The 26,531-nt window shown below is 39.5% G+C and carries 29 protein-coding genes; 20 read left to right on the forward strand and 9 right to left on the reverse strand.

The annotated features are described in order from the left end of the window. Nucleotides 1–10: 10 nt before the first annotated feature. Nucleotides 11–1,768, forward strand: a complete 1,758-nt coding sequence (locus ACQKKO_RS15000) for an ABC transporter transmembrane domain-containing protein (protein ID WP_498648539.1) — start codon at nt 11–13, stop codon at nt 1,766–1,768. After that, nucleotides 1,765–3,552, forward strand: a complete 1,788-nt coding sequence (locus ACQKKO_RS15005; protein ID WP_498648541.1) for an ABC transporter ATP-binding protein — start codon at nt 1,765–1,767, stop codon at nt 3,550–3,552. The genes ACQKKO_RS15000 and ACQKKO_RS15005 overlap by 4 nt, the downstream gene beginning before the upstream one ends. An 11-nt stretch (nt 3,553–3,563) precedes the next feature. On the opposite strand, the gene ACQKKO_RS15010 is transcribed toward ACQKKO_RS15005, so the two are convergent. From ACQKKO_RS15010 to ACQKKO_RS15020, 3 genes are all read right to left on the reverse strand, one after another. Beyond that, nucleotides 3,564–3,737 (reverse strand): aspartyl-phosphate phosphatase Spo0E family protein, encoded by a 174-nt coding sequence (locus ACQKKO_RS15010; protein WP_479821677.1) that lies wholly within the window; start codon nt 3,735–3,737, stop codon nt 3,564–3,566. Between the two features lie 112 nt (nt 3,738–3,849). Beyond that, nucleotides 3,850–4,284 carry a DUF2621 domain-containing protein gene (locus tag ACQKKO_RS15015; RefSeq protein WP_498648543.1) on the reverse strand — a complete coding sequence of 145 codons (435 nt, stop codon included), beginning with the start codon at nt 4,282–4,284 and terminating at the stop codon, nt 3,850–3,852. A gap of 32 nt (nt 4,285–4,316) precedes the next feature. Further along, nucleotides 4,317–4,715, reverse strand: a complete 399-nt coding sequence (locus ACQKKO_RS15020) for a GNAT family N-acetyltransferase (protein WP_498648544.1) — start codon at nt 4,713–4,715, stop codon at nt 4,317–4,319. A gap of 62 nt (nt 4,716–4,777) precedes the next feature. On the opposite strand from ACQKKO_RS15020, the gene ykzS reads away from it, so the two are divergent. Further along, nucleotides 4,778–4,969 carry a protein YkzS gene (gene ykzS / locus ACQKKO_RS15025; RefSeq protein WP_498648546.1) on the forward strand — a complete coding sequence of 64 codons (192 nt, stop codon included), beginning with the start codon at nt 4,778–4,780 and terminating at the stop codon, nt 4,967–4,969. Between the two features lie 61 nt (nt 4,970–5,030). Here ykzS and ACQKKO_RS15030 read toward each other — a convergent pair whose 3' ends face one another. After that, nucleotides 5,031–5,114: a YjcZ family sporulation protein gene (locus tag ACQKKO_RS15030; protein ID WP_203087513.1), complete on the reverse strand. Its 84-nt coding sequence runs from the start codon at nt 5,112–5,114 to the stop codon at nt 5,031–5,033. A gap of 87 nt (nt 5,115–5,201) precedes the next feature. Then, nucleotides 5,202–5,339: a small acid-soluble spore protein P gene (locus ACQKKO_RS15035; protein ID WP_498648548.1), complete on the reverse strand. Its 138-nt coding sequence runs from the start codon at nt 5,337–5,339 to the stop codon at nt 5,202–5,204. Between the two features lie 198 nt (nt 5,340–5,537). On the opposite strand from ACQKKO_RS15035, the gene acnA reads away from it, so the two are divergent. The 8 genes from acnA to ACQKKO_RS15075 all read left to right on the forward strand — a co-directional run bounded on the left by acnA (nt 5,538) and on the right by ACQKKO_RS15075 (nt 16,983). Beyond that, a complete protein-coding gene (gene acnA, locus ACQKKO_RS15040) occupies nt 5,538–8,249 on the forward strand; it encodes an aconitate hydratase AcnA (RefSeq protein WP_498648550.1) in 2,712 nt (903 codons plus the stop codon). 168 nt (nt 8,250–8,417) lie between these two features. Further along, entirely contained in the window at nt 8,418–11,723 is a 3,306-nt protein-coding gene (locus ACQKKO_RS15045) for an efflux RND transporter permease subunit (RefSeq protein ID WP_498648552.1), read from the forward strand. A 68-nt stretch (nt 11,724–11,791) separates the two neighbouring features. After that, the gene (locus tag ACQKKO_RS15050; RefSeq protein ID WP_498648553.1) at nt 11,792–11,932 is read left to right on the forward strand and encodes an acid-soluble spore protein N; all 141 of its coding nucleotides are present in this window, start codon (nt 11,792–11,794) and stop codon (nt 11,930–11,932) included. Nucleotides 11,933–12,078: 146 nt separating this feature from the next. After that, nucleotides 12,079–14,385 carry an AAA family ATPase gene (locus tag ACQKKO_RS15055; protein ID WP_498648556.1) on the forward strand — a complete coding sequence of 769 codons (2,307 nt, stop codon included), beginning with the start codon at nt 12,079–12,081 and terminating at the stop codon, nt 14,383–14,385. An 84-nt stretch (nt 14,386–14,469) separates the two neighbouring features. Beyond that, a complete protein-coding gene (locus ACQKKO_RS15060; RefSeq protein ID WP_498648559.1) occupies nt 14,470–14,901 on the forward strand; it encodes an acyl-CoA thioesterase in 432 nt (143 codons plus the stop codon). Next, nucleotides 14,901–15,203, forward strand: a complete 303-nt coding sequence (locus tag ACQKKO_RS15065; protein WP_498648561.1) for a hypothetical protein — start codon at nt 14,901–14,903, stop codon at nt 15,201–15,203. The genes ACQKKO_RS15060 and ACQKKO_RS15065 overlap by 1 nt, the downstream gene beginning before the upstream one ends. Nucleotides 15,204–15,264: 61 nt before the next feature. Further along, on the forward strand, nt 15,265–16,095 hold the full coding sequence (nadE, locus tag ACQKKO_RS15070) for an NAD(+) synthase (protein ID WP_498648562.1): 831 nt from the start codon (nt 15,265–15,267) through the stop codon (nt 16,093–16,095). Nucleotides 16,096–16,122: 27 nt separating this feature from the next. Next, nucleotides 16,123–16,983 (forward strand): PHP domain-containing protein, encoded by an 861-nt coding sequence (locus tag ACQKKO_RS15075; RefSeq protein ID WP_498648564.1) that lies wholly within the window; start codon nt 16,123–16,125, stop codon nt 16,981–16,983. Between the two features lie 28 nt (nt 16,984–17,011). On the opposite strand, the gene ACQKKO_RS15080 is transcribed toward ACQKKO_RS15075, so the two are convergent. Further along, nucleotides 17,012–17,680: a reverse transcriptase-like protein gene (locus ACQKKO_RS15080; protein WP_498648565.1), complete on the reverse strand. Its 669-nt coding sequence runs from the start codon at nt 17,678–17,680 to the stop codon at nt 17,012–17,014. A 121-nt stretch (nt 17,681–17,801) separates the two neighbouring features. On the opposite strand from ACQKKO_RS15080, the gene metA reads away from it, so the two are divergent. The 4 genes from metA (at nt 17,802) to ACQKKO_RS15100 (ending at nt 21,265) form a co-directional block, all read left to right on the forward strand. Beyond that, nucleotides 17,802–18,713, forward strand: a complete 912-nt coding sequence (metA, locus tag ACQKKO_RS15085) for a homoserine O-acetyltransferase MetA (protein ID WP_498648567.1) — start codon at nt 17,802–17,804, stop codon at nt 18,711–18,713. Between the two features lie 112 nt (nt 18,714–18,825). Then, nucleotides 18,826–19,656, forward strand: coding sequence for an alpha/beta fold hydrolase (locus ACQKKO_RS15090; RefSeq protein WP_498648569.1), 831 nt, complete (start codon nt 18,826–18,828; stop codon nt 19,654–19,656). A 57-nt stretch (nt 19,657–19,713) separates the two neighbouring features. Further along, on the forward strand, nt 19,714–20,934 hold the full coding sequence (locus tag ACQKKO_RS15095; protein ID WP_498648571.1) for an EAL-associated domain-containing protein: 1,221 nt from the start codon (nt 19,714–19,716) through the stop codon (nt 20,932–20,934). 28 nt (nt 20,935–20,962) lie between these two features. Beyond that, nucleotides 20,963–21,265: an iron-sulfur cluster biosynthesis family protein gene (locus ACQKKO_RS15100; RefSeq protein ID WP_498648573.1), complete on the forward strand. Its 303-nt coding sequence runs from the start codon at nt 20,963–20,965 to the stop codon at nt 21,263–21,265. A gap of 2 nt (nt 21,266–21,267) precedes the next feature. Here the strand turns inward: ACQKKO_RS15100 and ACQKKO_RS15105 are convergent, their stop codons facing one another. Beyond that, nucleotides 21,268–21,570 carry a YppG family protein gene (locus ACQKKO_RS15105; protein WP_498648575.1) on the reverse strand — a complete coding sequence of 101 codons (303 nt, stop codon included), beginning with the start codon at nt 21,568–21,570 and terminating at the stop codon, nt 21,268–21,270. Between the two features lie 12 nt (nt 21,571–21,582). Beyond that, on the reverse strand, nt 21,583–21,978 hold the full coding sequence (locus ACQKKO_RS15110; RefSeq protein ID WP_498648576.1) for an Hsp20/alpha crystallin family protein: 396 nt from the start codon (nt 21,976–21,978) through the stop codon (nt 21,583–21,585). A gap of 66 nt (nt 21,979–22,044) precedes the next feature. Here ACQKKO_RS15110 and ACQKKO_RS15115 point away from each other — a divergent pair, with 66 nt between their 5' ends. The 3 genes from ACQKKO_RS15115 (at nt 22,045) to ACQKKO_RS15125 (ending at nt 24,978) form a co-directional block, all read left to right on the forward strand. Beyond that, nucleotides 22,045–22,989 (forward strand): dipeptidase, encoded by a 945-nt coding sequence (locus ACQKKO_RS15115; RefSeq protein WP_498648579.1) that lies wholly within the window; start codon nt 22,045–22,047, stop codon nt 22,987–22,989. A gap of 193 nt (nt 22,990–23,182) precedes the next feature. Next, nucleotides 23,183–23,926 (forward strand): SurA N-terminal domain-containing protein, encoded by a 744-nt coding sequence (locus tag ACQKKO_RS15120; protein ID WP_498648580.1) that lies wholly within the window; start codon nt 23,183–23,185, stop codon nt 23,924–23,926. Between the two features lie 146 nt (nt 23,927–24,072). Then, nucleotides 24,073–24,978 carry a chemotaxis protein CheV gene (locus ACQKKO_RS15125; protein WP_498648582.1) on the forward strand — a complete coding sequence of 302 codons (906 nt, stop codon included), beginning with the start codon at nt 24,073–24,075 and terminating at the stop codon, nt 24,976–24,978. Between the two features lie 59 nt (nt 24,979–25,037). On the opposite strand, the gene ACQKKO_RS15130 is transcribed toward ACQKKO_RS15125, so the two are convergent. Continuing rightward, nucleotides 25,038–25,163 carry a hypothetical protein gene (locus ACQKKO_RS15130; protein ID WP_498648585.1) on the reverse strand — a complete coding sequence of 42 codons (126 nt, stop codon included), beginning with the start codon at nt 25,161–25,163 and terminating at the stop codon, nt 25,038–25,040. Nucleotides 25,164–25,325: 162 nt separating this feature from the next. On the opposite strand from ACQKKO_RS15130, the gene ACQKKO_RS15135 reads away from it, so the two are divergent. Both ACQKKO_RS15135 and uvsE read left to right on the forward strand, forming a co-directional pair. Then, the gene (locus tag ACQKKO_RS15135) at nt 25,326–25,625 is read left to right on the forward strand and encodes a HesB/YadR/YfhF family protein (protein WP_498648588.1); all 300 of its coding nucleotides are present in this window, start codon (nt 25,326–25,328) and stop codon (nt 25,623–25,625) included. 23 nt (nt 25,626–25,648) lie between these two features. Next, complete coding sequence (gene uvsE / locus ACQKKO_RS15140) at nt 25,649–26,530, forward strand: UV DNA damage repair endonuclease UvsE (protein WP_498648591.1); 882 nt, start codon at nt 25,649–25,651, stop codon at nt 26,528–26,530. Nucleotide 26,531 lies beyond the last annotated feature (1 nt).

The raw sequence follows: 26,531 nt of genomic DNA on the forward strand, positions 1-26,531 counted from the left end.
GGGGGATTACGTGCGGGTCTATAAAGACTTATGGTGGTTTTTTAAAGAGGAAAAAAGAGCGTATGTACTAGGAATCTTTGTCTTAATTATTGTTTCTTTATTAGTTCTTGTACCTCCATATATCATTGGGCAGATTGTTGATGGAATAAATGAATCAACGTTAACGCGATCTTCCCTGACACAGTGGATTTTATTATTACTCACAGTGGGGGTAGTAACCTACGCTTTGAGGTATGTTTGGCGAATTATGATCTTTGGAGCATCCATTCGGCTTGCTAGAACCATTCGAAATCAGTTATATGAACACTTTACCAAGATGTCGAGTCGATTTTATCAGAGATTTAAAACCGGTGATTTGATGGCGCATGCTACGAATGACGTGAGAGCTGTACAAATGACGGCAGGCCAGGGTGTGTTAACAATTGTTGACTCGCTCACAATGGGCGGGGTGGTTGTATTAACGATGGCCATTGTGATTGATTGGAAATTAACACTAATTACGTTATCTCCTATGCCTTTTATGGCTCTACTTACAAATTATTATGGTGGTTTATTACATAAACGGTTTCGTGATGCACAACAATCTTTTTCAGAATTAAATGACAATGTCCAGAGTGCAATAAGTGGTGTAAGGGTGACAAAAGCATTTGGTCAAGAACAGGCAGAAACTGATCAATTTACGAACAAATCGTTGGATGTTGTGTCAAAAAATATTAAAGTAGCAAGGATTGACGCCTTGTTTTCTCCAACTATTTCGTTAATCGTAGGAATTTGTTATTTTCTTGCTATTGTTTTTGGCGCGAGATCCGTTGTAAACAATACATTAACGATTGGTGAGTTAACAAGTTTCACTGTTTACTTATCTCTGTTAATTTGGCCGATGCTTGCATTAGGAATGTTTTTTAATACCGTTGAACGTGGTCGTGCCTCATACGATCGCATACGCTTAGTACTTGCTGAACAAGAAACCATTCACGAAGAACCAGATGCGCATGATCAACCTGCTGTTGGGGACATTGATGTTCAGATTGACCTCTTTCACTATCCTGGTTCAACCTCTGCTGCATTAAGGAAGATTGATTTAACCATTAAAAAAGGTCAAACCATTGGTATTGTTGGAAAAACGGGTAGTGGTAAAACCACTTTACTTCGTCTGTTACAACGAGAATACGATGTGACAAGCGGGGAAATTCGAATAGATGGAATTCCATTACATAAGTGGCGTTTACAACGAGTAAAAGAGATGTATGGAACGGTGCCACAGGATCACTTTTTATTTTCAGCTAGCATTGCGGATAATGTCGCATTTGCAAATCCTAGGGCGTCAATGACTGACATTATAAAAGCCTGTCAGTTGGCTGATATTCATAAAGATATCCTAGGATTCAAACGTGGATACGATACATTAGTTGGAGAGCGTGGCGTCACATTGTCGGGAGGTCAGAAGCAACGAATTTCAATTGCTCGGGCTCTCGTTTCAGATCCTAATGTTTTGATGATGGATGATGCCTTGTCAGCAGTTGATGCGGCAACAGAGGAAGAAATATTAAAACAGTTAAAGGCTAACCGGAAGGATCGTACAAATATTATCACAGCTCACCGATTAAGTGCGATCAATCATGCTGACTTTATTTTAGTATTAAGTGATGGAGAAGTGATTGAGCGAGGAACACATCAAGAGCTAATGAAAGCCTCGGAATGGTATTTCAGAATGTACAATCAGCAGCAGCTTGAGTATGCGGTCGAGAAAGGAGGGAAGGATACGTGAAACATGAAGATCGAGTCCTGACTAGTAAAGATCAGAAGCAACTCTTATTTAGATTGTTACGGTATACGAAGCCACATCGATTGAAAATCATACTTGCGCTAACTTTACTCGGAAATGGTACGGCGGCTGAATTGCTTGGTCCCATTCTAGTGAAAATATTTATAGATGATTATTTGACGGTTGGTGACTTTCCCTTTTCACCTCTATTGACCCTCGCTATCGTTTATATTGTCTTACATATTGGCGGCGTGGTAGCTTCTTATATCCAAGGGTTGATGTTCCAAGAAGTGGCCTTGAGCATTATTCAAAAGCTAAGGGTCGATGTATTTGAACATGTTCAAAAATTAGGATTATCCTTTTTTGATCGTACGCCCGCAGGTGGATTGATTTCACGAATCACAAATGATACAGAATCAATCAAAGAACTGTATATGAGTGTATTAGCTGTATTTATTCAGAATTTTCTATTTTTATTCGGTACATTTATAGCCATGTTTTATTTAAATGCAACACTTGCCTTTTATTGTCTCATTTTTTTACCACTGATTTTATGGCTTATGAAATTATACCGGTCCATGAGTGCAAAGTTCTATGCCGATCTAAGTGGCAGGCTTAGTCAATTAAATGGGAAGATGAATGAATCCATCCAAGGAATGGCGATTGTTCAAATGTTCAGGCAAGAGGGTAGACTAAGAGAAGAATTTAAAGATGTGAACGAGCAGCATACATCAGCTGGGTTAAAAGCGATGAAGGTTGATGGACTATTACTTCGACCAATGGTGGATATCTTGGCTATTCTTGCACTAGTAATCGTGCTTGGATTCTTTGGAGTTCAGTCATTTCAAACAACTGTTGAAATTGGTGTCCTTTATGCATTTATTAATTATTTGGATCGTTTTTTTGAACCAGTTAATCAAATTATGATGCGCCTTTCCATGTATCAGCAAGCCATTGTGTCCGCTGGGCGTGTTTTCACTTTGATGGATCACGACGAATATGCACCTTCTAGCAAACAGATAGCTAGCGAAAATACAAAAAGTCAAAGCAGCATTGAGTTTAGAGATGTGACATTTTCTTATGACGAGCAGACCGATGTATTAAAGAATATTTCGTTTAAGGTAAACAAGGGAGAAACGTTAGCTTTAGTGGGGCATAGCGGAAGTGGTAAAAGTTCAATTGTTAATTTACTTATGAGATTTTATGAGTTGAAAGAAGGATCAATTTATATAGATGGTCAGCCATTATCTGCTTATTCGAATCAAGAACTAAGATCGAAGCTGGGATTAGTGTTACAAGATTCATTTCTATATAGCGGAACTATTGTTTCAAATATTACGTTAAATCGGTCAACTGTTTCAAAAGAATCGGCACAACAAGCGGCAGCACTTGTTGGAGCAAAAGAGTTTATTGAAAAATTACCAGGCAAGTGGGACACTGAAGTGACAGAAAGAGGGTCAACACTTTCGGGTGGACAAAGGCAGCTGATATCCTTTGCGAGGACAATGGCACATAATCCGAGTATTCTCATTATGGATGAAGCAACCGCCAATATTGATACCGAAACCGAAGAAGTAATACAAACCGCACTTAGGAAGATGCAAGAGAATCGAACAACGATTGCCATTGCTCATCGCCTCTCAACTATAAAAGATGCCGATCATATCCTTGTTCTTCATCAAGGAGCATGTATAGAGCAGGGGAATCATCAGCAGCTACTTCAAATGAATGGCCTCTACAAAAAAATGTATGAGTTACAAAAGGGATCTGACTCCATTTTGTCATAAATAAACGCACCTCATCTTGAATGAAATGGGGTGCGTTTGCTTTCTTTATCATATTGGTTAAGTAGCTTGTCAAGTTCTTGACTGATTTTCAACACATTTGAAGAGCTTAAGCCATTCGATCGAGACGCCACAAGAAGCTGTTGGCGTTTCATTTCTATGATTTCATGTAAGGAATGCTTCACCATATCAGACGTCCCTTCTCTACTAAACTACAATCAAGGGTACTAATAATCAAACGATTTGACAATGAATAAAAAACGAACAAACCATGTAAAATTGTTATCTGTTTTAAAAAAGTTAGGAGGAGTGCTCCAGCAAATGTTTATATGGCGTCATATCAATTTGCTTTTTTTGTAAAGTTTTTATTAGAAACTTATGATCACGCTTAGGTGTTGCGAGGATATAGCCCCGAATCATGTGCGGTTCAGTTATAGAAGTAGCCTTTTCCTCTAAAGCAAGTTGACTGATCTTCCCAGCTATTTTTCCTTTTGCGACATCTCGAAATAACTCAGGTACAGGTTCAACTAGTTCGTTTAACAACTGTTTTTGTGGCTCGTCCCAAAGAGGAAGCGCTTTATCGATATAGTAATCCTGCCAATCGAGGATTGATTTACCATCCTCTTTAGGAAGTCGCTTCAAGAACTTCCGAAACATAAAGAATCCACCGATAAACATAATGGTAATAAGAAAAAGAGTCCAAAAGACAATAAACCATATAAACCAATCAGACATGCTGGTCCATCAACCTTTCTTTGAAAGTGTAATTACATCTTACGTGGAGAATAAAATGCATGGTGAGCAGAAGTTAAACCCACTCTAGGATAATAATCCATCGCTTCAGGTGCTGATAATAAAACGAGACTACATGAATCGCCAATCTCCTTTTTTGTTTGTTCGATAAGCTCACGACCAATTCCTGCAGATTGATACTCTTTATGTACGGCTAAATCAGATAAGTAACAACAATAACAAAAGTCCGTTAATGACCGAGCGATACCTACAAGCTTATCACCATCTCGAACAGAAATGAGAAGAGGGGCAGCTTCAATCATTTGCTCGATTCTCTTAAGGTCTGAGGTGGGACGTTTAATACCCGAAGATTCAAATACATCTGCTACCTCACTTGCTGTAACAGAAGCGTTTACATAATATGATAGTTGCATAGGCTCACTTCCTCTACTAAGATAAAGTTATTCTTAGAATAACATAGAAACAGGTGAAGACAATGACGAATGAGCAAGCGGTGTCTCTTTTAGAGGAATTACGGAGTGGGAACATACAGGAATTAAAAGTGGAAAAAGAAGAATTCCTCACATTTAGACAAGCGTTAATGAAAGCCGAAGATGTGTCGAATTTTAGAGGAAGAGCCAAGCATCATGGAATGACCATTTACACCTATGAACCGAATTGGGCATAACGTTAAACAGAGGGTGCGCGTTCACGCGGACCCTCTGCATCTATTCACCTATGTGAGCATTTTATAACCAGCTAGCACCAACAATCACTAGAAGAATAAAAAGCACAACGATCAGCGCGAAACCACTTCCGTTTTCATAACCCATATAAAGCACCTCCTTCTTACATGGATAGTACAGTATATGCAAATCGAAAAAAAACGGACTGTATCTGACGCCTAATTACCATGCGAGCTACCCTTCGCCGTTCGTTTGGCTCACATGATTCGCTTTCTTCACTTTTTTTGACCCACTTAATGGCTCTGGTTGTCCACCTCGTTGCCCTTTACCGGCATTGCTTCGAATGTCTTTAGCATTATGTCGCTCTGTCATCATGATCCTCCTAAAGTTTAAATGTTTAATGTTTTCATTTTAGTATTTACGCGAAAAATGGTTTCTAATCTGACCTTTTTTTGCTATTCTATTTAGGGGGAGCGAATGAATACATATTAAAGCGCTTTCTAAAAAAGTCACACATTTAGACAATATTGTCGATCTAAGGTAAGATAGTTTGGAGAAGGAGGGTCTAACATGTCAAAAAGTAACGACGTTTTTAATGCACGTTCTTCCTTTCAAAGCGGGGGAGAAACCTACCACTATTATGCACTTGAAGCCCTAGAAAAGGCTGGTCTTGGTGAAATTAGCAAGCTACCTTTTTCAGTAAGAGTGCTCCTGGAATCCGTACTACGTCAATATGACGACTATGTGATTAAAAAAGAGCATGTTGAAAATCTAGCGCAATGGGGAACGTCAGGTCAAAAAGAAATTGATGTTCCATTTAAACCTGCTCGAGTGATTCTTCAGGATTTTACAGGAGTACCTGCGGTTGTAGACTTAGCTGCACTTAGACAAGCTATGTCGAAATTGGGTGGAGATCCTGCGGTTATTAATCCAGAAATTCCAGTTGATTTAGTTATTGACCACTCTGTTCAAGTTGATAAGTTTGGAACAGATGACTCATTAGCATTTAATATGAATCTTGAATTTGAACGTAACGAAGAACGTTACGAATTCCTAAATTGGGCAAAAAAAGCGTTTGATAATTATCAAGCGGTTCCACCTGCAACAGGTATTGTTCACCAAGTGAACTTAGAATATCTTGCAAATGTTGTTCAAGCTGTAAAACAAGGCGAGGACACTGTTGCATTCCCTGATACTCTTGTAGGAACAGACTCGCATACAACGATGATTAATGGTATTGGTGTCCTTGGCTGGGGAGTTGGCGGAATTGAAGCGGAAGCAGGAATGCTTGGACAGCCTTCATATTTCCCTGTACCTGAAGTTGTTGGGGTTAAATTTGTAGGTAATTTAGCAAGCGGTACCACAGCGACTGATATCGCGCTTAAGGTTACTCAAGTACTTCGTGAGAAAAAGGTTGTTGGAAAGTTTGTTGAGTTCTTTGGACCTGGACTTTCTGAAATGCCTTTAGCTGATCGTGCGACCATTTCAAATATGGCTCCAGAGTACGGTGCGACATGTGGATTCTTCCCAGTTGATACTGAGGCTCTTAGTTATATGAGACTTACAGGCCGTGATGAGAAACAAATTCAGCTTGTTGAAGATTATAATAAAGCAAATGGTTTATTCTATGTACCAGGTGAAACAGCTGACCCAACGTACACAGATATTGTTGAGATTGATCTATCTGAAATTGAAGCAAATCTTTCTGGTCCTAAACGTCCTCAAGATTTAATCAAGCTTACAGATATGCAATCACAATTCAAAAAAGCAGTTGTTGCTCCTTCTGGTACACAAGGACTTGGTCTAGACAAAAAAGAATTCGACAAAGTCGTTGATGTTCAATATAAGGATGGACGTCAAGCAACAATGCAAACGGGTGCAATTGCGATTGCAGCGATCACAAGTTGTACAAACACTTCCAACCCATACGTCATGCTTGGTGCTGGTCTTGTTGCGAAAAAGGCTGTAGAACGTGGATTAACAGTGCCTGAATATGTGAAAACATCTCTTGCACCAGGTTCTAAAGTTGTAACAGGGTACCTTGCTAAAGCTGGGCTTCAATCGTATATGGATACTCTTGGATTCAACAATGTTGGATACGGCTGTACAACATGTATCGGAAACTCTGGACCGCTTGAACTTGAAGTGGAGGATGCTATTTCTTCAAATGACTTAACGGTAACATCTGTTCTTTCAGGTAACCGTAACTTTGAAGGGCGTATTCATCCTCTCGTAAAAGCAAACTATCTTGCTTCTCCTCCACTTGTTGTGGCTTACGCGTTAGCAGGTACGGTTGATGTAGACCTTAAGAACGATCCACTTGGTCAAGACCAAGACGGAAATGATGTCTTCTTCAAGGATATCTGGCCTACAACTGATGAAGTGAAGCAAGTGGTTGCCCAAACGGTGACTCCAGAGCTATTTAAAGAACAGTATGCAGATGTTTTCACTGCAAATAAGCGTTGGAATGAAATTGAAACTACAGATGATTCCTTGTACAAATGGGATGAGGATTCAACTTATATTGCTGATCCTCCTTACTTTGAAGGATTAACAGAAGAGCCTCAGGATATTCATTCTCTTTCTGATCTTCGTGTAATCTGTAAGTTTGGTGACTCTGTAACAACAGACCACATTTCACCAGCCGGTGCAATTGGTAAAACAACGCCAGCAGGAAAATACCTAATTGACAAAGGCGTTGAGCCACGTGATTTCAACTCTTATGGCTCAAGACGTGGTCACCACGAAGTGATGATGCGTGGAACATTTGCAAACATTCGTATTCGTAATGAAGTAGCACCTGGTACAGAAGGTGGCTTCACAACGTTCTGGCCAACTGAAGAAGTGATGCCGATTTATGATGCAGCAATGAAATACAAAGAATCCCAGACTGGACTTGCGATCCTTGCTGGTAAAGATTACGGAATGGGAAGCTCAAGAGACTGGGCTGCAAAAGGGACAAACCTTCTTGGAATTAAAACAGTTATCGCAGAGAGTTACGAGCGTATTCACCGCAGTAACCTTGTGTTAATGGGTGTTCTTCCATTGCAATTTAAAGATGGAGATAACGCTGAATCCCTAGGGTTAACTGGAAGAGAAGCCATTAGTGTTGATATTACAAACGATGTGAAACCACGTGAGCATGTAACGGTAACGGCTACTGCTGAAGACGGCGCAGTCACAACGTTTGAAGCACTTGTTCGTTTTGACAGTGAAGTAGACGTAGATTACTATCGTCATGGTGGTATCCTTCCGATGGTCCTTCGTAGCAAGCTTGCTTAATTGAATGACATGTAAGAACAGTCTGATCCTCAGACTGTTCTTTTTTTGTTCAATCTTTGTTCACGGATACATAAGAGGTTTTTAGTTTTAAAAAAGAGGGAATGTATGTATAGTTGGACTAGGTACATAGAAAATACATAAAAAATGGAAGATGGAGGATAAGATTATATGATCAATTTTTCAATCCGAAGGCCTATTTTTACTCTAGTAGGAATGGTCCTATTTATTATCATTGGTATCGTGGCAATAACGAGGTTGCCGCTACAATTATTTCCCGAAATAAACCCTCCTGTAGCTGCTGTTATTACAAGTTACAGCGATGTTAATCCAAACGAAATAGAAGATACGGTCACAATACCCCTCGAACAACAATTATCAACAACCTCAGGTTTAAAGAACATGACCTCTAATTCAATGGAAGGCACTTCCATGATTATCCTTGAGTTTGACTGGTCGACTAATATTGAAGATGTAGAACTTGATATTATTAATACATTAAGAGGTGCAAACCTCCCCTCAGACGCAAATGAACCAAGTTTTGTGAAATTTGATCCATCGATGATGCCTTTAATTCAAATGGCGGTTACATCTAATCAGGATTTAGTTGATTTTCAGGACAAAGTAGCAGACCTTGAAGATGAACTTATCCGAATTCCCGGTGTAGCAAGTGTTGGGGAAAGCGGTAGTTTATCTGAAGAAATTCAAGTGGACCTTGATCCTGAGTCGTTAGAAGAAGCAGGGCTAAGTCAAGGTGAAATCGTTTCAGCAATACAAGCTAGCGATATCTCATTACCTGGTGGTACTGTTAAACGAGATGATTTAAGTTTAACAACAAGAGTTGTAAAAGAACTGTCAAACGTCGAAGAATTAGAAGAACTAGTGGTAGGTGTGAATCCGACAGGAGATGAATTAACTTTAACAGACGTTGCAGAAGTAAGGGTAGCACTTGAAGATCAAGAAGTGCTTACACGATCCAATCAGCAAGAAGCGATTCAACTAAGTATCATGCCAGAGTCTGGCGCAAACACCGTACAAATTTCAAATGCTGTGAATGATCAACTGGAAGAATTGCTGCTTGACGCAGAATACGAGGATCTTGAAGCTGCAATTCTATATGATGAAGGGGATTTTATTTCTGCTTCTGTTGATAGTGTAACAAGCGCAATGATTTATGGTGGTCTTTTAGCTATGGTTGTTCTCTTATTCTTCTTACGCAACCTTAAGACACCTTTTATTGTAGGAATAGCAATTCCATTTTCTGTTATCGTTACATTTGGATTTATGTTTTTTGCTGACATTGGCCTTAATATCATGAGTTTAGGTGGCCTTGCGCTGGGAATCGGAATGTTGGTTGATAACGCCATTGTTGTAATTGAAAACATCTATCGCCATCTATCCATGAAAAAAGAACCCAAGCAAGCTGCATTCGACGGAACCAAAGAAGTAAGTGGAGCGATTATTGCTTCTACTCTAACGACCGTTTCTGTCTTTTTACCAATCGTGTTTATCAGTGGGATCGTAGGCGATTTATTTAAAGAACTAGCGTATACCGTTTCGTTCAGTTTAATTGCCTCCCTTCTTGTTGCACTAACGGTAGTACCAATGCTTGCAAGCCGTTTACTTAAAAAACCAAGCGAAGAAACAGAATCGAAACGTAGAACATCTAGAGTAATGGAAGGATTGAGACACTCAACTATTTGGTCATTAAAGCATCGATTTACAGTGCTTGCTATCACATTTGTTCTATTAGTTGGAGGAATATTCGGATTAACAACCGTTGGAACGGAGCTTATTCCTGATAGTGACCAAGGTACATTTTTTGTAGACGTAGAATTAGAGCCTGGAACAAGTTTAGAACGAACACAAGAAACCGTTGAGTCAATAGAAGAGATTCTAGACGGATATCGAGAAGTTGAGAATTATGTTAGTACTGCAGGGTCTGGAGACAATCAAATGATGGGTGGAAGTGATTCAAGCTATACGGCTGAAATTACGGTGTCAATGGTTGATCCAGATGATCGGAATCAAAGTACTGCTGCCTTCTTAGAATCCATTGAACGAGAAATAGAGCGTGCGGATTCTGATGCTGAAATAAGAGCATACACCGCTTCTGCTGCATTTGGAGGCGAAGCGAACACTCTACAATTCACGTTAACGGATTCTAATCAAGAACGACTGTATGAACAAGCTGATGAATTACAAACTGAATTAAATGACGAACGATTGGTTCGTGATATCGAACTAAGTATAGAAGAACAAGTACCAGAGATACTTCTCACCATCGATGAAGAAGCAGCGCGTTCAAATGGGTTAACACCATCTGAAATTGCACAGCAGGTCAATACGGCAACAAGAGGAGAAGTAGCCACAGTTATCGAGGAAGAAGGACAATTTTTAGAAGTAATTGTTCGTCTTACGCCTGAGTCAACAGAAAGCACTGAAGAACTCGAGAATCTTAATATCCGAACGGCTGAAGGTGAATTCGTTTCACTAAATGAAGTGGCTTCAATAGAAGAGGGATTAAGTCCTGCATCCATTCAACGATTAAATCAAGAGGGAGCGGTGGAATTTACCGTCACTTATACTGAAGCAAGCAATCTCAGCTCGATCCGTTCTGCGGTTGATACGATCGTAGACGATGTTGAACTTGATGACTCAACAACATTCACGTATGGCGGGGAACAAGAGATATTGGATGATTCAATTAATAGTATGATTTTAGCGATCGTACTAGCTGCCGTCTTTATTTACTTAATCATGGCTGCGCAATTTGAATCGTTGAAGCTTCCATTTATCATTATGTTTACAGTACCACTAGTTGTTATTGGAGTATCCATTTCGCTTGTGGTCACTCAAACCGCCATTGGGATTACAACGTTTATCGGTTTAATCATCTTGCTTGGTATTGTTGTAAACAATGGTATTGTTATGCTTGACTTTGTTAACCAGATGAAGGAAAAGGGAATGTCAACGTACCAGGCATTAATTGAATCGGTTCAACTACGCACAAGACCGATTGTTATGACATCGGCAACAACGATCCTTGGAATGGTACCTTTATCTCTGGCCATCGGAGAAGGATCCGAATTCCAACAACCAATGGCTATTGCGATAATTGGTGGATTAATTAGTGGAACGTTGTTAACGTTGTTTGTCATCCCTGTTGTTTATAGTTTGCTTGATAAAGAAACAAGACGGAGACAAAACTATGTGACAACGGTTGAGGGTGACTACTATGAAGTGCCTGAACCTAAGCATTTAACTCAACGTGAAGAAGAAACACCTATCTTACCGGAAGTGAACGAAGAGAACGATCTATCAACCCGTACACCTTCCAAACAGTCTGACGAGCAAGACCTTTCGTCAGATGATGAAAGTAGGAAAACGAATCAAGCGTCTGATCTTTCAAAGGATGAAATATTAGATGCTCTAGAAGACCTTCTAAAGAACAGACGAAAAGACTCTGATGAATAAGTCTTGTTTTGGATAAAAGGAGGCGTCTAGGCCATCCTATGGATAAACCATTAGGAGGTGCCAGATAGATGAGCAAACCAAATCAAGAAGGCAGACAATTTCGTCCGGATCATTTAGGAACTCATCCCCGTGAGTCGGATTCAAATAACGGGAAGAAAATGAATACAAAATCGAACCAGAAGCCTGACTATATCCCTCCAAAAGGCTAGGTATACGACATCCATCCCATCATTCGGGGTGGATGTTTTCCATTTATCAAGTGGATTAGATCCTTTTTCTTTTGGTATAAAAACACTTCTGATATAGTTTATTTAGATAAGTAGGCGAACGAGTTAACGTACGAGGAGAGGATCAGATGCTACAATCCATAGAATCACTGGAAGAACTAAAAAACTGGCTTGAAGACATTAAATCAGGAAAGGTTGAGGTTAATGAAACGAGGCTTTGGCGCCATTTAACACAGTGGGAGAAGGAATTAAAGCAACAATCCCCAACATCTTATGCAGATGGATTAATCCTTTTAGCTCTTGCTAGATATAAGCGTCTAAACACGGTTGATTCGTTGCTTGCTGCCTGGGTTAAAGAAGCAAAGTCTTATGATCAATCCAGTCATATGGCACAATTTTTACAAGCAGAATTGATTATTAATCAATTTGTTCATGCGTCCATTCCTTTAGAGTTTCCTGCTATAAGGGAAACGGATCACGGTACGGCCAAAAAAGAAGCAGCAAAGCGTTACTATCAACTAGCTGAGCAATATTTTCGTGCTAAAGAGCAACTAGAAGAACAAATTCAATCACTAGATGAATTAAAACAAGCAGCAAACAGTTCACATTATCAGCACATCGATTTACTATGGAGCACATTCCAACAGTTTGAAGAGCCTTTCTTACGTATTTCAAAAGCAACCGAGGCATATGCCCATTCATTAGATGGGGTGTACTATTCAGCTTCACAGTTTAAGGAATTAAAACAGGCGGTTGAGGAAATAAAGTCGATTCAGAAACAGTGGCAAGACGTATTGAAAAATAGTACAGGCGAAGAACAAGAAGATACGGCTCTACGAAAACTGTCAAAAATGATCGGTCTATCAGAAATTAAAGAACGAGTACATAAGCTTTATCAATTTTTATCCTATCAAAAAAAGCGTGAAAGAGAAGGGTATCGGATGAAGGAAGGAATCAATTTAAATATGATTCTAACCGGAAATCCAGGTACAGGTAAAACAACGATTGCGCGCCTGCTCGCTCGTATTTATTATGAGCTGGGTCTGCTTAAACAAGAAAGTGTATATGAAGTCGATCGCTCACAATTAGTCGCAGGCTATGTAGGTCAAACCGAAGAGCTTACATTAAAAGCAATTGAACGTGCGTCTGGTGGAGTTCTATTTATAGACGAAGCCTATAGTTTAAAAAGAGCGGACGCATCTGGAAATGATTACGGTCAAACAGTCATTGATACGCTTGTATCTGCAATGACGAGTGGGCAGTATGCAGGCACCTTTGCGGTTGTTCTTGCTGGTTATCCAGAAGAGATGCGTACATTCCTTCGATCAAACCCCGGTCTTAGAAGTAGGTTCCCTGAGCAAAATCATCTCCATCTAAGGGATTATTCATCTGATGAACTACTTGATATTGCAGAACGTATGGCGATTGATAATGACTTTATTTTAACCCAGCCGGCGCTTGTTTCTTTAAAAGAACAAATAGAGGAAGCGAGAGTAGACACGACGTTTGGAAACGCGCGTACCGTTCAAAATTTAGTACAAAAAGCTATTTTTGAAAAAGGAGCAACGGTAGAAGAACAAGGAACAGCTCCGGATTTTACTCAGCTTGAGGCAGAGCATTTTAAAAAGCACAAGAGTGAAGATGAGTTGTCAGCATTAGGTCAGTTGGACCAACTAATTGGAATGAAGAATGTTAAAAATGAAATAAAGCAATTAACTGCTTATGCTGAGGTTCAACAGTTAAGACGAGAACGCGGTCTCCACTCTATGCCCTTGCAGCTTCATACAACCTTTAGTGGTTCGCCAGGTACCGGAAAAACAACGGTTGCCGCGATCTATTCGCTAGCTTTAAAAGAATTAGGTTTGTTAAAACGAGGACATTTGCTGCAAGTGGGACGTGCAGATCTTGTGTCCGGTTACGCTGGTCAAACGGCATTAAAAACAAAAGAAGTGATTAAGGATGCACTAGGTGGAGTCTTGTTTATTGATGAAGCCTATTCTCTCGTTCAAGGTTCATCAACAGACTATGGCCAAGAAGCCATCACTGCTCTTGTTGAAGCAATGACTGTCCATGATGAAAACCTCGTTGTCATTTTATCAGGATACGAAAAAGAGATTGATCATTTATTATCCGCAAATCCAGGGTTTCGTTCACGATTTCGGAAGCATATTGCCTTTTCGGACTATAAAAAGGAAGAACTTGTGGAGATGATTATTAACCGGGCAAGCGCAGTTGGATATGAATTTTTATCTGTTGCAAAAGATGCACTGCTTGAAGTGATACCTAATGAGGGACATAACGCAAATGGACGTTATGTTGATCAGTTGTTTGAACAAATTGTACAACAGCAAGCGCTTAGACTTTCAGAACAAAAGGATATTGATATCGAAGCCCTTCAAACCCTATCAAGCGAAGATGTGAAACGATCAGTCTAATAGCTATTCGTTGTCTACAAAATGGATTATGTTATAATTAACCAAACAAATGCTGGATGTAGTAGGATCAAAGGAGACATTTTTGTGGAATTTAAGAGTAAACGCACCATTCAACTTTTATACGCTGACACCGATATGATGGGAGTTGTCTATCATGCAAACTACCTTAAGTATTTTGAACTTGGGAGACAAGGCTTAATCGAGGATATCGGTTATAGTTATGTAGAGATGGAAGAGTTTGGCTATTATGCGCCTGTGTATGATGTACAAGCTACTTACAAGAAACCTGTTCGTTATGGTGACGATGCCACAGTGACAACCTGGGTTTCAAAAAATGATGGGCTTCGTACAGAGTACAAATATATGATCACAAATCAACATGGCGATCTTTGTGTAGACGGATCAACGACACACATTATTGTAAGCAAAGAAACATTTAAACCAGCGGCCTTTAAGAAGGTATTTCCTGAATGGTTCGCTAAATATGAAGCCATAAAGCTGAAAGAGGATAAGTAATGGCCTTTGGAATTAAGCGTCCGCAGCTTAATCAATGGAAGCAAGCTGCAAGGTCAGGAGAAATCGCTTTTTTAACTCATTATTGGCTGGATGATCGATTTCCTGATTGTACAACGGTTACGAAAGTGGCTTGCTGTGACGTAGACCGATTAATCGAGTGGGGCATCAAATACGGGTTAAAAAAGGAATGGATCCACGTACGTGATGAGTTCCCTCACTTTGATTTGTTTGGACAATGGCAGGAGCAAATCTTAAGACAAGAGGGTCAGCTTGATCAATTAACCAAGCTACAACGTAAATAGAGGCATATTGAAGCTCACTTTAGGGAAGAGACTAACTATACACTTTTAGGAGGGTTTACCCATGAACGAAACACAACTATCTATTATTGAAGCTCTACATACACAACCAGCAGTGGATTCAAAGGAAGAGATCAAAACAAGAACCCGGTTTTTAAAGGATTACCTACTGAAAAGTGGTGCGAAGGGTTATATTCTTGGAATTTCTGGAGGACAGGATTCCACATTAGCAGGTAAATTAACACAACTTGCAATTGATGAGCTAAACGCTGAACAAGCGGCTGTATCCTATGAATTTCACGCAGTCAGACTTCCACACGGGGAACAGAAAGATGAAGCGGACGCGCGTGACGCGGTTCAATTTATTAACCCAACTAAAACACACACAGTTAATATAAAACCTGCAGTAGATGCATCTACTGAAACATTCAAAAATGTAGTAGGTGAACCGATCTCTGATTTCTTAAAAGGAAATACAAAAGCGCGTGAACGTATGAAAGTGCAGTATGACTTAGGTGCGCACTTTGGCCTTCTTGTTATTGGAACGGATCATTCTGCTGAAGCTGTTACTGGCTTCTATACAAAGTTTGGAGATGGGGCAGCTGACTTAACGCCTTTATTTGGACTAACAAAACGTCAAGGAAAGCAAATTCTTAAAGAATTAGGAGCTCCTGAACATCTTTATACGAAGGAACCAACAGCTGACCTTGAAGATGATCAGCCAGGACTACCTGATGAACAAGCGCTTGGTATGACCTATGATCAGATTGATGATTATCTTGAAGGAAAGAAAATTGATACACCGGTTGCTGCAGCTCTTGAAGAACGATATAAGAAAACAGAGCATAAGCGTCAGCTCCCAGCGACTATTTATGATACGTGGTGGAAAAAGTAATGTCGTTTTTCGAAGGGGAGAGTAGCCATGAGAGAGACAAAGACGGCAACAAGTGATTTTCATATGCATTCAACAGCATCTGATGGAGGGTATTCCCCTCGTCAGCTAGTTGAAAAATGCCATGCGGCGGGACTTACTCAAATCGCACTAACCGATCACGATACGATTGACGGGGTCCATGAAGCAACAGAAGCTGGGCAGGAGCTCGGAATTCGGGTGCTTCCTGGAATTGAATTCTCGTGTGTTTTTGAAGGTAAGAGTGTACACATGCTTGGGTTGGGTGTTGATCCAAGTCACAAAGAATTTCAATTGATGCTTACACAACAACGTGAGATGCGTGAACGTCGTATGACAAAAATGATCTCTAAATTAGCCGGAGTGGGCGTGCATGTTTCGGCAGATGAGGTCTTGGCTGAAGCAGATGGTGGAAGTATTGGCCGACCGCATGTTGCAAAAGTGCTTGTTCGTCATGGCATCGTGAAAACAGTCGCCGAGGCATTTGACCACTACTTAGCAGAAGGCAAGCCTTGTTATGTTGAAAAAGAGAAAGAAATGACGATCCAGGAGGCCATTAACTGGACCCATCGTGTAGGTGGACTTTCGATTGTTGCCCACCCAGGCTACTACGAGTTTGATCATGTGTTGATTGATTGGATCACAGAATATCAAATGGATGGAATTGAAGTGTATCATCGTGATCATTCGGATGAGGACATACGACGATATGAGACTCTGTGCACAGAAGCAGAACAAAAAACAGGTCAAGCGATCTTCCGGACAGGCGGTTCCGATTTTCACCACGAGACCTACGGACGAAAACAAGAGCCTCTGGGGGTCACTCGGTTACAAAACAAATATGCAGATCAAGTGTTACATGCATTAAGATAGGTACAAGGATGGGCGTATATCAATACGTTCATCCTTTTTTTGTCTGTTCTTTTTTTCCTTCAATCATTATGCCGTCAAGTGCCTGAGAGGCTAACTGATCAGCTTCTTTGTTTAGATGTCTGCCAATAAAGGAGTAAGTGGGTTTGAGACCAAGCTTCTCCACCTTATCCTCAATTCGATCTGCCCATCTTATAAGCGCTGCCTCATAACAAGGCCATTCTCCGGATATTTGATGGTAAAGCGTTTTAGAGTCCGTATAAATAGTAATCGATTGATGGTGAACTCCCAATTCCTGAAGTATCGTATATAAGTAAGCGAGAGCAGCGTATTCTGCTTCATTATTATCTTCAATCCCGTCAATTTGTTCGTTCACTCTAAAACGCCAATTTTGTCCGTTTTGCTGATAATATATGGCCATACCAAGACCTGCTTCGTTTGTTTCCTTATGATAGCCTCCATCAATATAAGCCTTCACTTGATGGGGTTCTGTCTCCATTTTCTTTAAGTATGCAAGTAACTCTTTTCGAGTCCAGCTTATGTCCTCTTCATCAAAAAACTGACAGTTAACAGAACGACCCGTTTTCATTAGATCTTCTTCTAGGTAAAGCGCTTCATTTATAGTCATATAATCAGAATTCATTTGATGACGAGCGGTTCGTTTAGGGTGCTTGTAAACCCATTCTAAGCGTAGATTCACTTGATTCAATCCTTTCATCGTTTATTGCAGATTGCTTCATTTCATGATACGTTTATCAAGATAAATAGACAAGGAAACGTTAGAGAAAGAAGCAAGATTGATTTTGAGGGGAGAGCCAGATATGCCAATTAAAATTCCAGATCATCTTCCGGCTAGGGAAATCTTAAATGCAGAGAACATTTTTATTATGGACGAATCGAGAGCTTATAGTCAGGACATTAGGCCATTGTCGATTGTCATCTTGAATCTGATGCCCGTTAAAGAAACAACAGAAACTCAAATTCTTCGCTTATTAAGTAATTCGCCATTACAGCTTGATGTATCCTTTTTATACCCTTCATCCCATGTTTCAAAAAATACGAAACAAGATCATCTTAAGCTTTTTTATAAAACAATGGATGATATTAAAAAGCGTAAATTTGATGGAATGATCATTACGGGTGCTCCTGTAGAACAGCTTGATTTTGAAGAAGTCGATTATTGGGAAGAATTAAAGTGGATCATGGATTGGAGTAAGGACAATGTAACCTCTACCTTACATATATGTTGGGGCGCACAAGCGGGACTTTATCACCATTACGGAATTCAGAAATATCCGATGAATGAAAAATTATTCGGCATTTTTGAGCATGAGGTCAATCCAGATCCAATCAAATTGCTCCGTGGCTTTGATGACGTATTCCTTGCGCCTCACTCCAGACACACTGAGACTAGAATTGAAGACGTTGAAAATGTATCAGAGCTAGACATCTTAAGTACCTCAAAAGATGCAGGGCTTTACATGGCAGCATCTAAGGATGGAAAGCATATCTTTGTTACAGGTCATTCAGAATACGATGTGACGACTTTAGATGAAGAGTATCAAAGAGATTTAAGTAAAGGCGTGGCCATTCAACCACCAGTAAATTATTTTCCTGAAAATGATCAAAGTGTGCCACCAGCTCTTCGCTGGAGAGCTCATTCCAACCTGTTGTTTACAAACTGGTTAAACTATTATGTGTACCAAGAGACGCCATACGACTTAACAACATAAACATTTAGATCCGAATGCTTCCCGTGTGGAACCGTTCGGATTTTTTTGTTCATAAGGTGTTCTCTTTTAGGTAAGCCTACTTATATCAACTAAAGTGTGAGGGGGACGTGCGTTGAAACGAAAAAGTGAACAGACTACATTATATATGCAAGGAACCCATGTCTATGTAGAAAGATGGTTCCATTCTGCTAAAACGTGTAAGGGGACGTTACTTTTTATTCATGGTTTCTTATCATCAAGCTACAGTTTTAGACAGCTGCTGCCATCGATGCCCATTGATTACGATTTACTGTGCTTTGACTTACCTGGATTCGGGAAGAGTGGAAAGGAAAAAACATTTTGTTATGAATTTAAAAATTATGCAGCACTACTAACAGAATTAATGGAATTATATGAGCTAAACCACGTCACCTTAATTGGGCATTCTATGGGTGGTCAAGTCGCTTTATATACGGCTAAGCAAACGCCTGAACGAATTGATTCACTTATCTTACTTTCGGCATCAGCTTATTTTCATCGAGTAAAAAAAACCGTAGTGTACTCCTCCTATGTACCCTTTTTCTCCAGCCTCCTTTATTCATGGGGGAAGAATAGAGATTGTCGTCCGTTTATCGATCAGTTAATGTTCAAAACAAATGCTGTAACAAGCGAAATGGTTATAGAGTACGGTAGACCTTTAAAGGAAAGAGGGTTTTATGATTCTCTAGCTTGTTTAATGAGACAACGCGAAGGAGATATGTCCACTCTAGATTTACATTCGATCAAACAAAGTTGTTTAATTATTTGGGGTGAAAATGATCCGCTTATTCCTTTATCAGTAGGAAAAAAGCTATCACGAGATTTACATCATGCCACATTAACTGTAATCCCTGAAACAGGTCATTTAGTACCAGAAGAACAACCGAAAAAAACGGCGCAGTTAATCAAGCGTTTCCTAACGTAAAGAAGCTACCTCCTATGCTATACTTAAATGGTTATGTTGTGTGTGAGGAGGGGTAGAATGGATCCTTTAGATGTCATGATGGAAAAAGATAACGTTGTCCCTTATTTTCTTCCCATCTTTAACGCTGAAAAGCAAATTGTTGTGGGATACGAAGTTGTAGCAAGACTTAATGCGCCAGACGGGGTTAAACGAATTGGATGGTTTTTTGGTGATAAAAGCATTCCCTCTGAATACCGTAATGAACTCGACGATCATTTGCAAAGACTAGCTTTAGAGTATTATGCTGCTTCGGGTTTCAAGGGAGCTATGTATTTTAATTATGATGCTAGACAACTTATAAAGGATTCAGGAGAAAGCTTTTTAGAACGAATTCAACCGTATATTGAAAATCAAACCATCCATTATAATCAAATTATTTTAGGATTAGATGAAAAAGATGTACACTCATATTATGGTGAAATTAAACATGTCCTAACATATCTTCAAAGCCTAGGGATCCGAATTGGGATTGATAATGTGGGGCAAAGCAGTAGCCAAATAGATCAAATTGCTATGCTACATCCCAATGTGATTCGTGTTAATGTATCCTTTTTAAATCAAGATTCTCTTCCACATTTATATGGAGATGTTCATCAATCACTGACGATGCTTTCTCGGAAGATTGGAGCGACATTATTATTTGATGGAATCTCAACATTTAATCAATTAAACTATGCGTGGCGTAATGGAGCACGTTACTATCAAGGACCGTATCTTTTGGCAGCATCAAAAGGTTTAGTGTTAGAGGATTCTTGTAGAGAACGAATGCAAAAAGACTTCCAGCACTTCATTACCTATGAACGCAAAAAGATGCAGGCGCAGCTTGAACTTTCAAATGAATTAGGACACACGCTACGTGCGACGCTAAAACATACAAAAACAACAGGGACATTAGATGAGCTCATCCTAACTGTTGCAAAGGATTTAAGTGAGTACGTGTTTCGCATTTATATCTGCAATGAAGAAGGACTTCAGCAATCTTCCAACGTAGAGAAAGACCTGGAAGGCGTTTGGCAACTTAAACAAGAAGGTTTATATAAAAACTGGAGCTGGCGACCTTACTTTCTTGAAAATATTGTTCGTATGAATGTTGAGAAAAAAGGAATTCTATCAGACTTGTATACTGACATTGAGCGCGATGAACAAATTCGCACATTTGCATATCCTATTTCTGAGTCGTTGTATATGTTTATGGACATTCCTTATGAATATTTATTTGAGCAAAATGATTTAATTTAAGTTCTGTTTTAAGAGAGGTGTTTTTAAGATGGATATTATCGTCACAGATGCAGCGGCATCGTATTTTAAATCGGTTCAAACATCGAAAGCGGTTCGGGTCGTGGCACGGGATACGTTTGAGTGCAGCACAATGATTGAATTCTACCTCCAGTTAGATGATCCCGTCGAGTCAGAGGATACACTTGTTGAGGTGGATAGCCAACGATTTATTTACAACAAAAAAGCGAGCGATGAAATTGGCTCGCGAGTGACCATTGATTATAAGCCTACACAAGGTTTAAAAATGATTAATCCAAATCAAACCTTAGCATATGGATTAACGTTAAAGTAAATCTATTTTAAAAAGTATGAGCCGACCTTACGAACGTAAGGAGATACTTGTTGAACTGTTTTGATTACTTGATCCACTGTTTGTGCAGTTCTAGACATATCAAATTGACCATCATCGGATGTAAAAGCCTTCTTAATAAACGCTGTGCGTGATCCGCTCGTTTGATTAGGCACATACATGCCGGTTTGCTGCTGACGTACACCTGCCCGCATTCTTCGCCCTTGCGTTGGGTAATATGAAGGATATCTTCCTTGTGAAGGGAAGTTAGGATATTGGTTACGTCGGCCTTGGTTGTAATGAATCATCGTTTAACCTCCTTAATCAATCGAAATGGATTGTCTATGTCGTTTGATCGTAATACGTAATAGTCCATCCTTATAATTAGCTTTAATATCTTTTTCCCCATATACAAATGGGATAGACACCAGTCGTTCTTTTTCAACTGATTGTTCAGTCAATTCGCCAGACACCACACGTATGGCAAGTGCATGAGGTAAGGCTTCTAAACGAATGAGTTGTTTATCTACTCCAGGTAATTCGGCAAAAATAATAAATGCTTCAAGAGTTTCTTCGGTACGTACAGGAATGGATTGTGCAAACAAAGGTGGTGCTTGAAATCGTCGATACGTTTGATGAAAAAAGTCATCAATGGAACGCATGACATCTTGATACCCTCTTGAGTTCTTAGCATCGCTTGCATTGTTCTCACTCATGTAAACTCCTCCAATAAAACATTCTAATTATCTCTATGTTATAAGACCTTGAAAGGTGCTGATGGAATGAACCAAAATTCCTTTTCTTTGAACGTCATTGATACACATTGTGATGTGCTATTAAAGTTATGGATGAATCCAAATCAATCTTTTAAAGACAGCAATCAGTTGGACGTGACATTAACAAGGCTAAAAGGTGGGAGAGTGAAACTTCAATGTTTTGCTATTTTTATCGAACCATTTGTTAAACAAGAATTAAAGTTTCAAGCGGTCCTTGAACAAATCCACCTATTTCATCAAAAAGTGATTCAACCATATCAGGAAATGAAACATATTAAGAACTGGTCAGATATTGCCTTATTAAAGGAAGGGGAGATTGGCGCCATTCTCACGCTAGAAGGGATGGATGCGGTTGGGTCAGACGAGTGGAAACATCACTTTTTAATTGAGCAGGGGATTTTATCAGTCGGCTTAACATGGAATCAAGCAAACCTGGTTGCAGATGGAATTGAAGAGTCAAGAGGAGCAGGTGTTACGGATTTCGGAAAACGTATGATTGAGAATCATAACAAGCATAAGTTATTAACAGATGTTTCACACTTAAGCGAAAAAAGCTTCTGGGATACCGTAGAGCATTCTCAATACGTGATTGCGAGCCATTCAAATGCATTAGGTATATGCGGACATAAACGTAATTTAAATGATGAGCAGGCAAAAGCGTTATTTAAAAATGACCGATATATGGGTCTTGTGTTTTTGCCGAAATTTCTCTCTGATACTGGGTTAGCTACAATCGATGATGTGATTCGTCACATTGAATACTTGTGTGTGTTAGGTGGAGAGAGATCCATTGGCTTTGGTTCGGATTTTGATGGGATTTCAACGTATGTAGATGGGCTTAATCATCCTGGATGTTATCCGGCTCTTATTCAACAGTTAACGAAATACTACTCAGATGCCCAAATCCGTGGTTTTTGCAGCGAGAATTTCCTGCGCTCATTACCTTGTTAGACGATTTTTTATTTCACACTATTTTTGATAATTAAGGAAGTTTGTCCTTGAAGGCGTGGCTTGTCAGGGGTTTAGGCTTGCTTGTTTTTGATACGATTACACAATTTACTCCATTAATTACGTATGAGTTTAATTGCTTGTTCATCCTGTGTTACACTGCCTCTAGATGCTTGTTAAGAAAGGGGTCTACGAAATGCAAAACAAATTTATACTTGGAATCTCTGCTTTTGCCCTTGCGGTTGGACTCGCAGCTTGCTCCGGTGAATCAGATGAGAATGCTGAAGGCCAGAACGATCAAAATGAACCACAAACAGAAGAACCTGCAATTGCGGAAACAAACTTTGAAGACATACCTGATGTTGTTGCCACAATTAATGGTGTAGATCTGTTAAAAGACGACTTTGTCGCTGAATACAATAATGCAAAACAACAGCAGCTGATGATGGGTGGTCAAGGTGATCCGTCTTCTACAGAAGTGGATGAACAGCTTAAGGATCAATCTGTTGATTTACTTGTTAATTCAGAGCTTTTAACACAAGCCTCGAATGAAGAAAATGTTGAAGTGACAGACGAGGAAGTAGACGAACAGCTTGAACAAATCAAAGCTATGTATCAGCTTGAATCAGATGAAGACTTAGAAGAAATTTTAAGCGAACAAGATTTAACAGTAGATGAGTTTAAGACTGAAATAAAAGAAGGCATGAAGCCACAAAAATACATCGAGCAAAAGGCTCAAATTGAAGAACCTTCAGATGAAGAAATTCAATCTACCTACGATGAAATCATTGCCGCGGCAGATGGAGAAGAAGAACCTCCAGCTCTTGAAGAAGTAGAAGATACAATTGCTGAGCAGTTAAAGGCACAAAAGACCTCTGAAGCAGCAAATGATATTCTTGAAGAATTAAGAGAACAAGGTGATGTTGAGATTTTTGTTTAAGACCAATTATGCATCCACTGAATACGTTCAGTGGATGTTTTTTTGTGCTTTTGCTTAACTTCGCGCGTCTTCCTGCCGAAATTAAAAGAGAGGATAGTCTGCTACGGATTGACTATACAAGAGTCTATAAAAACGGGGGAAACGAAATGACCCAAATGTCACAGTCAAATATATTATTAGAGAGTGGTACCAATGAACTCGAGCTTGTTATGTTTGAGGTTGGTAAAGAGACGTACGGGATTAACGTATTAAAGGTAAGAGAAATCGTTCAACCTGTTGACGTCACAGCAACACCGAATCGTCATCCTTATGTAGAAGGCGTCATTCGTATTCGCAATGAAATCATCCCATTGATTGATTTGTCCGTCGTTTTGGACGTAAAGGATTTTGGACAACCGACAACTCATAAATTTATCGTGGCCGAATTAAACAAATTAAAGGTAGCGTTCCGTGTACATAATGTGTCAAGAATTCACCGAGTTTCCTGGGGACAGGTTGAAAAGCCAAATGAACTGTCTCAAGGCGAACATAGCCATGTAACTGGAATTGTTAAAATGGAAGACTATGTTGCTTTTATGCTTGACTACGAAAAAATCGTGGTTGAAGTCCATCCAGATGCCGGGATGAATCGATCATCCATCCATTCATTAACTCCTCGTGATCGCGGAGGCAAACACATTGTGATCGTCGAAGATTCAGGGGTGCTCCGTCATCTATTGCAAGATACGCTCACTGAAGCCGGCTATACAAAATTAACAACGTTTGAGAATGGACAACTTGCCTGGGATGCATTAAGTGAACAAGGGGATATTACTAGTAAGGTAGACCTAATTATTACCGATATTGAAATGCCACAAATGGATGGACATCATCTGACAAAGCGTATTAAAGAGCATCCAACCTATGAACAAACTCCTGTTGTTATTTTCTCATCCATTATCTCAGAAGATCTTTTCCATAAAGGAAAAGCTGTTGGAGCCGATGGACAAATTAGCAAACCTGACATAGTGAAGCTGATCGAATTACTTGATACGACACTTCAATTAAGTTAGGATAAAATCCACAAAAAGACGAATGTTCATCTACCCATGACATTCGTTTTTTGTGTTTTTTATCTCGTTTTTTTCTTTGGATTTTGAGTGGATAAGGTAGAGAGCCATTGACTTTTCTGTTCCTTGGATAACCCACCAAGGGAATGAAGGATGGTAGCATAGCCTACAGCTTTTTTATAATTCATTTTTGAGTCACTCCTTGATCTTGTTGTTTACTTTAAAATATGCAAACAGTCTAAAAAGTTGCCTTAAGGAAAAATAATTGGGTTGTTGCTTGTACGCTTTCATGGTTTTTTACGCTATAAATTGATATGATAGGATGACGAAAGGGACAGGAGAGGATTGACATGAAAATAGAAGTAACTAAACCAGCTGTTCGTTGGTTTAAAGATCAGTTTGATACAGAAGAGAATCAGTATATCCGTTTCTTTGCACGCTACGGAGGGTGTGGCTCATTTCAAAGTGGCTTTTCACTTGGTATTAGTCAAGAGAAACCAGAGCGCCCATTAGCGGAATTTAAAATAGATGATTGTATTTTTTATGTAGAAGAACAGGATGCATGGTATTTTGGGCAACATAATCTTAAAGTGAAATACAGTCGTACAAAAGATGAAATCGAATTTGAATCTCAGGAGATCACTTTATAATTTTTAAAGAGGGAGAATGAACCATGCGTCTTGGATACCCATGTCAAAACCTAAGTATCCCAACCGTTTTCAAAACGTGTCGTTTGAAAACAATGCAGGATAAAGGAATGTCAATTATTAAAGAGCTTACGTTACATAATATTGACCAACTTAAAAAGGTCCTCAGGTGGAATATAGACCATGAAATCTTCTTCTTCCGGATTTCGAGCGATATGATTCCATTTGCAACCCATCCTGAAATGACGTGGGAATGGCAATTGGATCAAGACGTAAAGCGAGAGCTTGATGAAATTCAAAGGTTAAAGAAACAGTATGAGTTGAGACTTTCCATGCATCCAGGGCAGTACTCGGTTTTAAATTCTCCTAGAGAACATGTCGTTGAAAATGCTAAAAAAGACTTACAATATCATCATGATTTTCTACGTGCTGTTGGCGGAACAGATATGATTATACATACAGGTGGCGCTTACGGGGATAAGGAAAAAGCGAAAAAGACATTCAGTGACGTATTCAAAACTTTGCCTGACTCTGTAAAAGACATGATTCGGCTTGAAAATGATGATAAAGTCTTTCATACCCAAGATGTGTTAGATATTTCAGCGGTATGTGGGGTAACGATTTGTTTTGATATTCATCATGAAATGTGTTTTGGTCGGACAACAGATGAATTGAAGGAGCTTTTTACATCGGTCAAACAAACGTGGAAGCATACCCCGTATCAACCAAAAGTTCATATCAGTTCCGGGAGGCGGTCCGACACAGATCCTGCGCACGCCGATCTCATTCGGATTGAGGATTTTCAGAGACTTATGGAAGTCGTTCAAGACGCGGATATCGATTGTATGCTTGAAGCAAAATCAAAGGAAAAAGCGCTGTTTTCGTTAAGAGAAGAGCTTGAATTGTAAA

Source organism: Alkalihalobacillus sp. NPDC127517 (assembly GCF_050276055.1).
Classification (GTDB): domain Bacteria; phylum Bacillota; class Bacilli; order Bacillales; family Bacillaceae_D; genus Alkalicoccobacillus.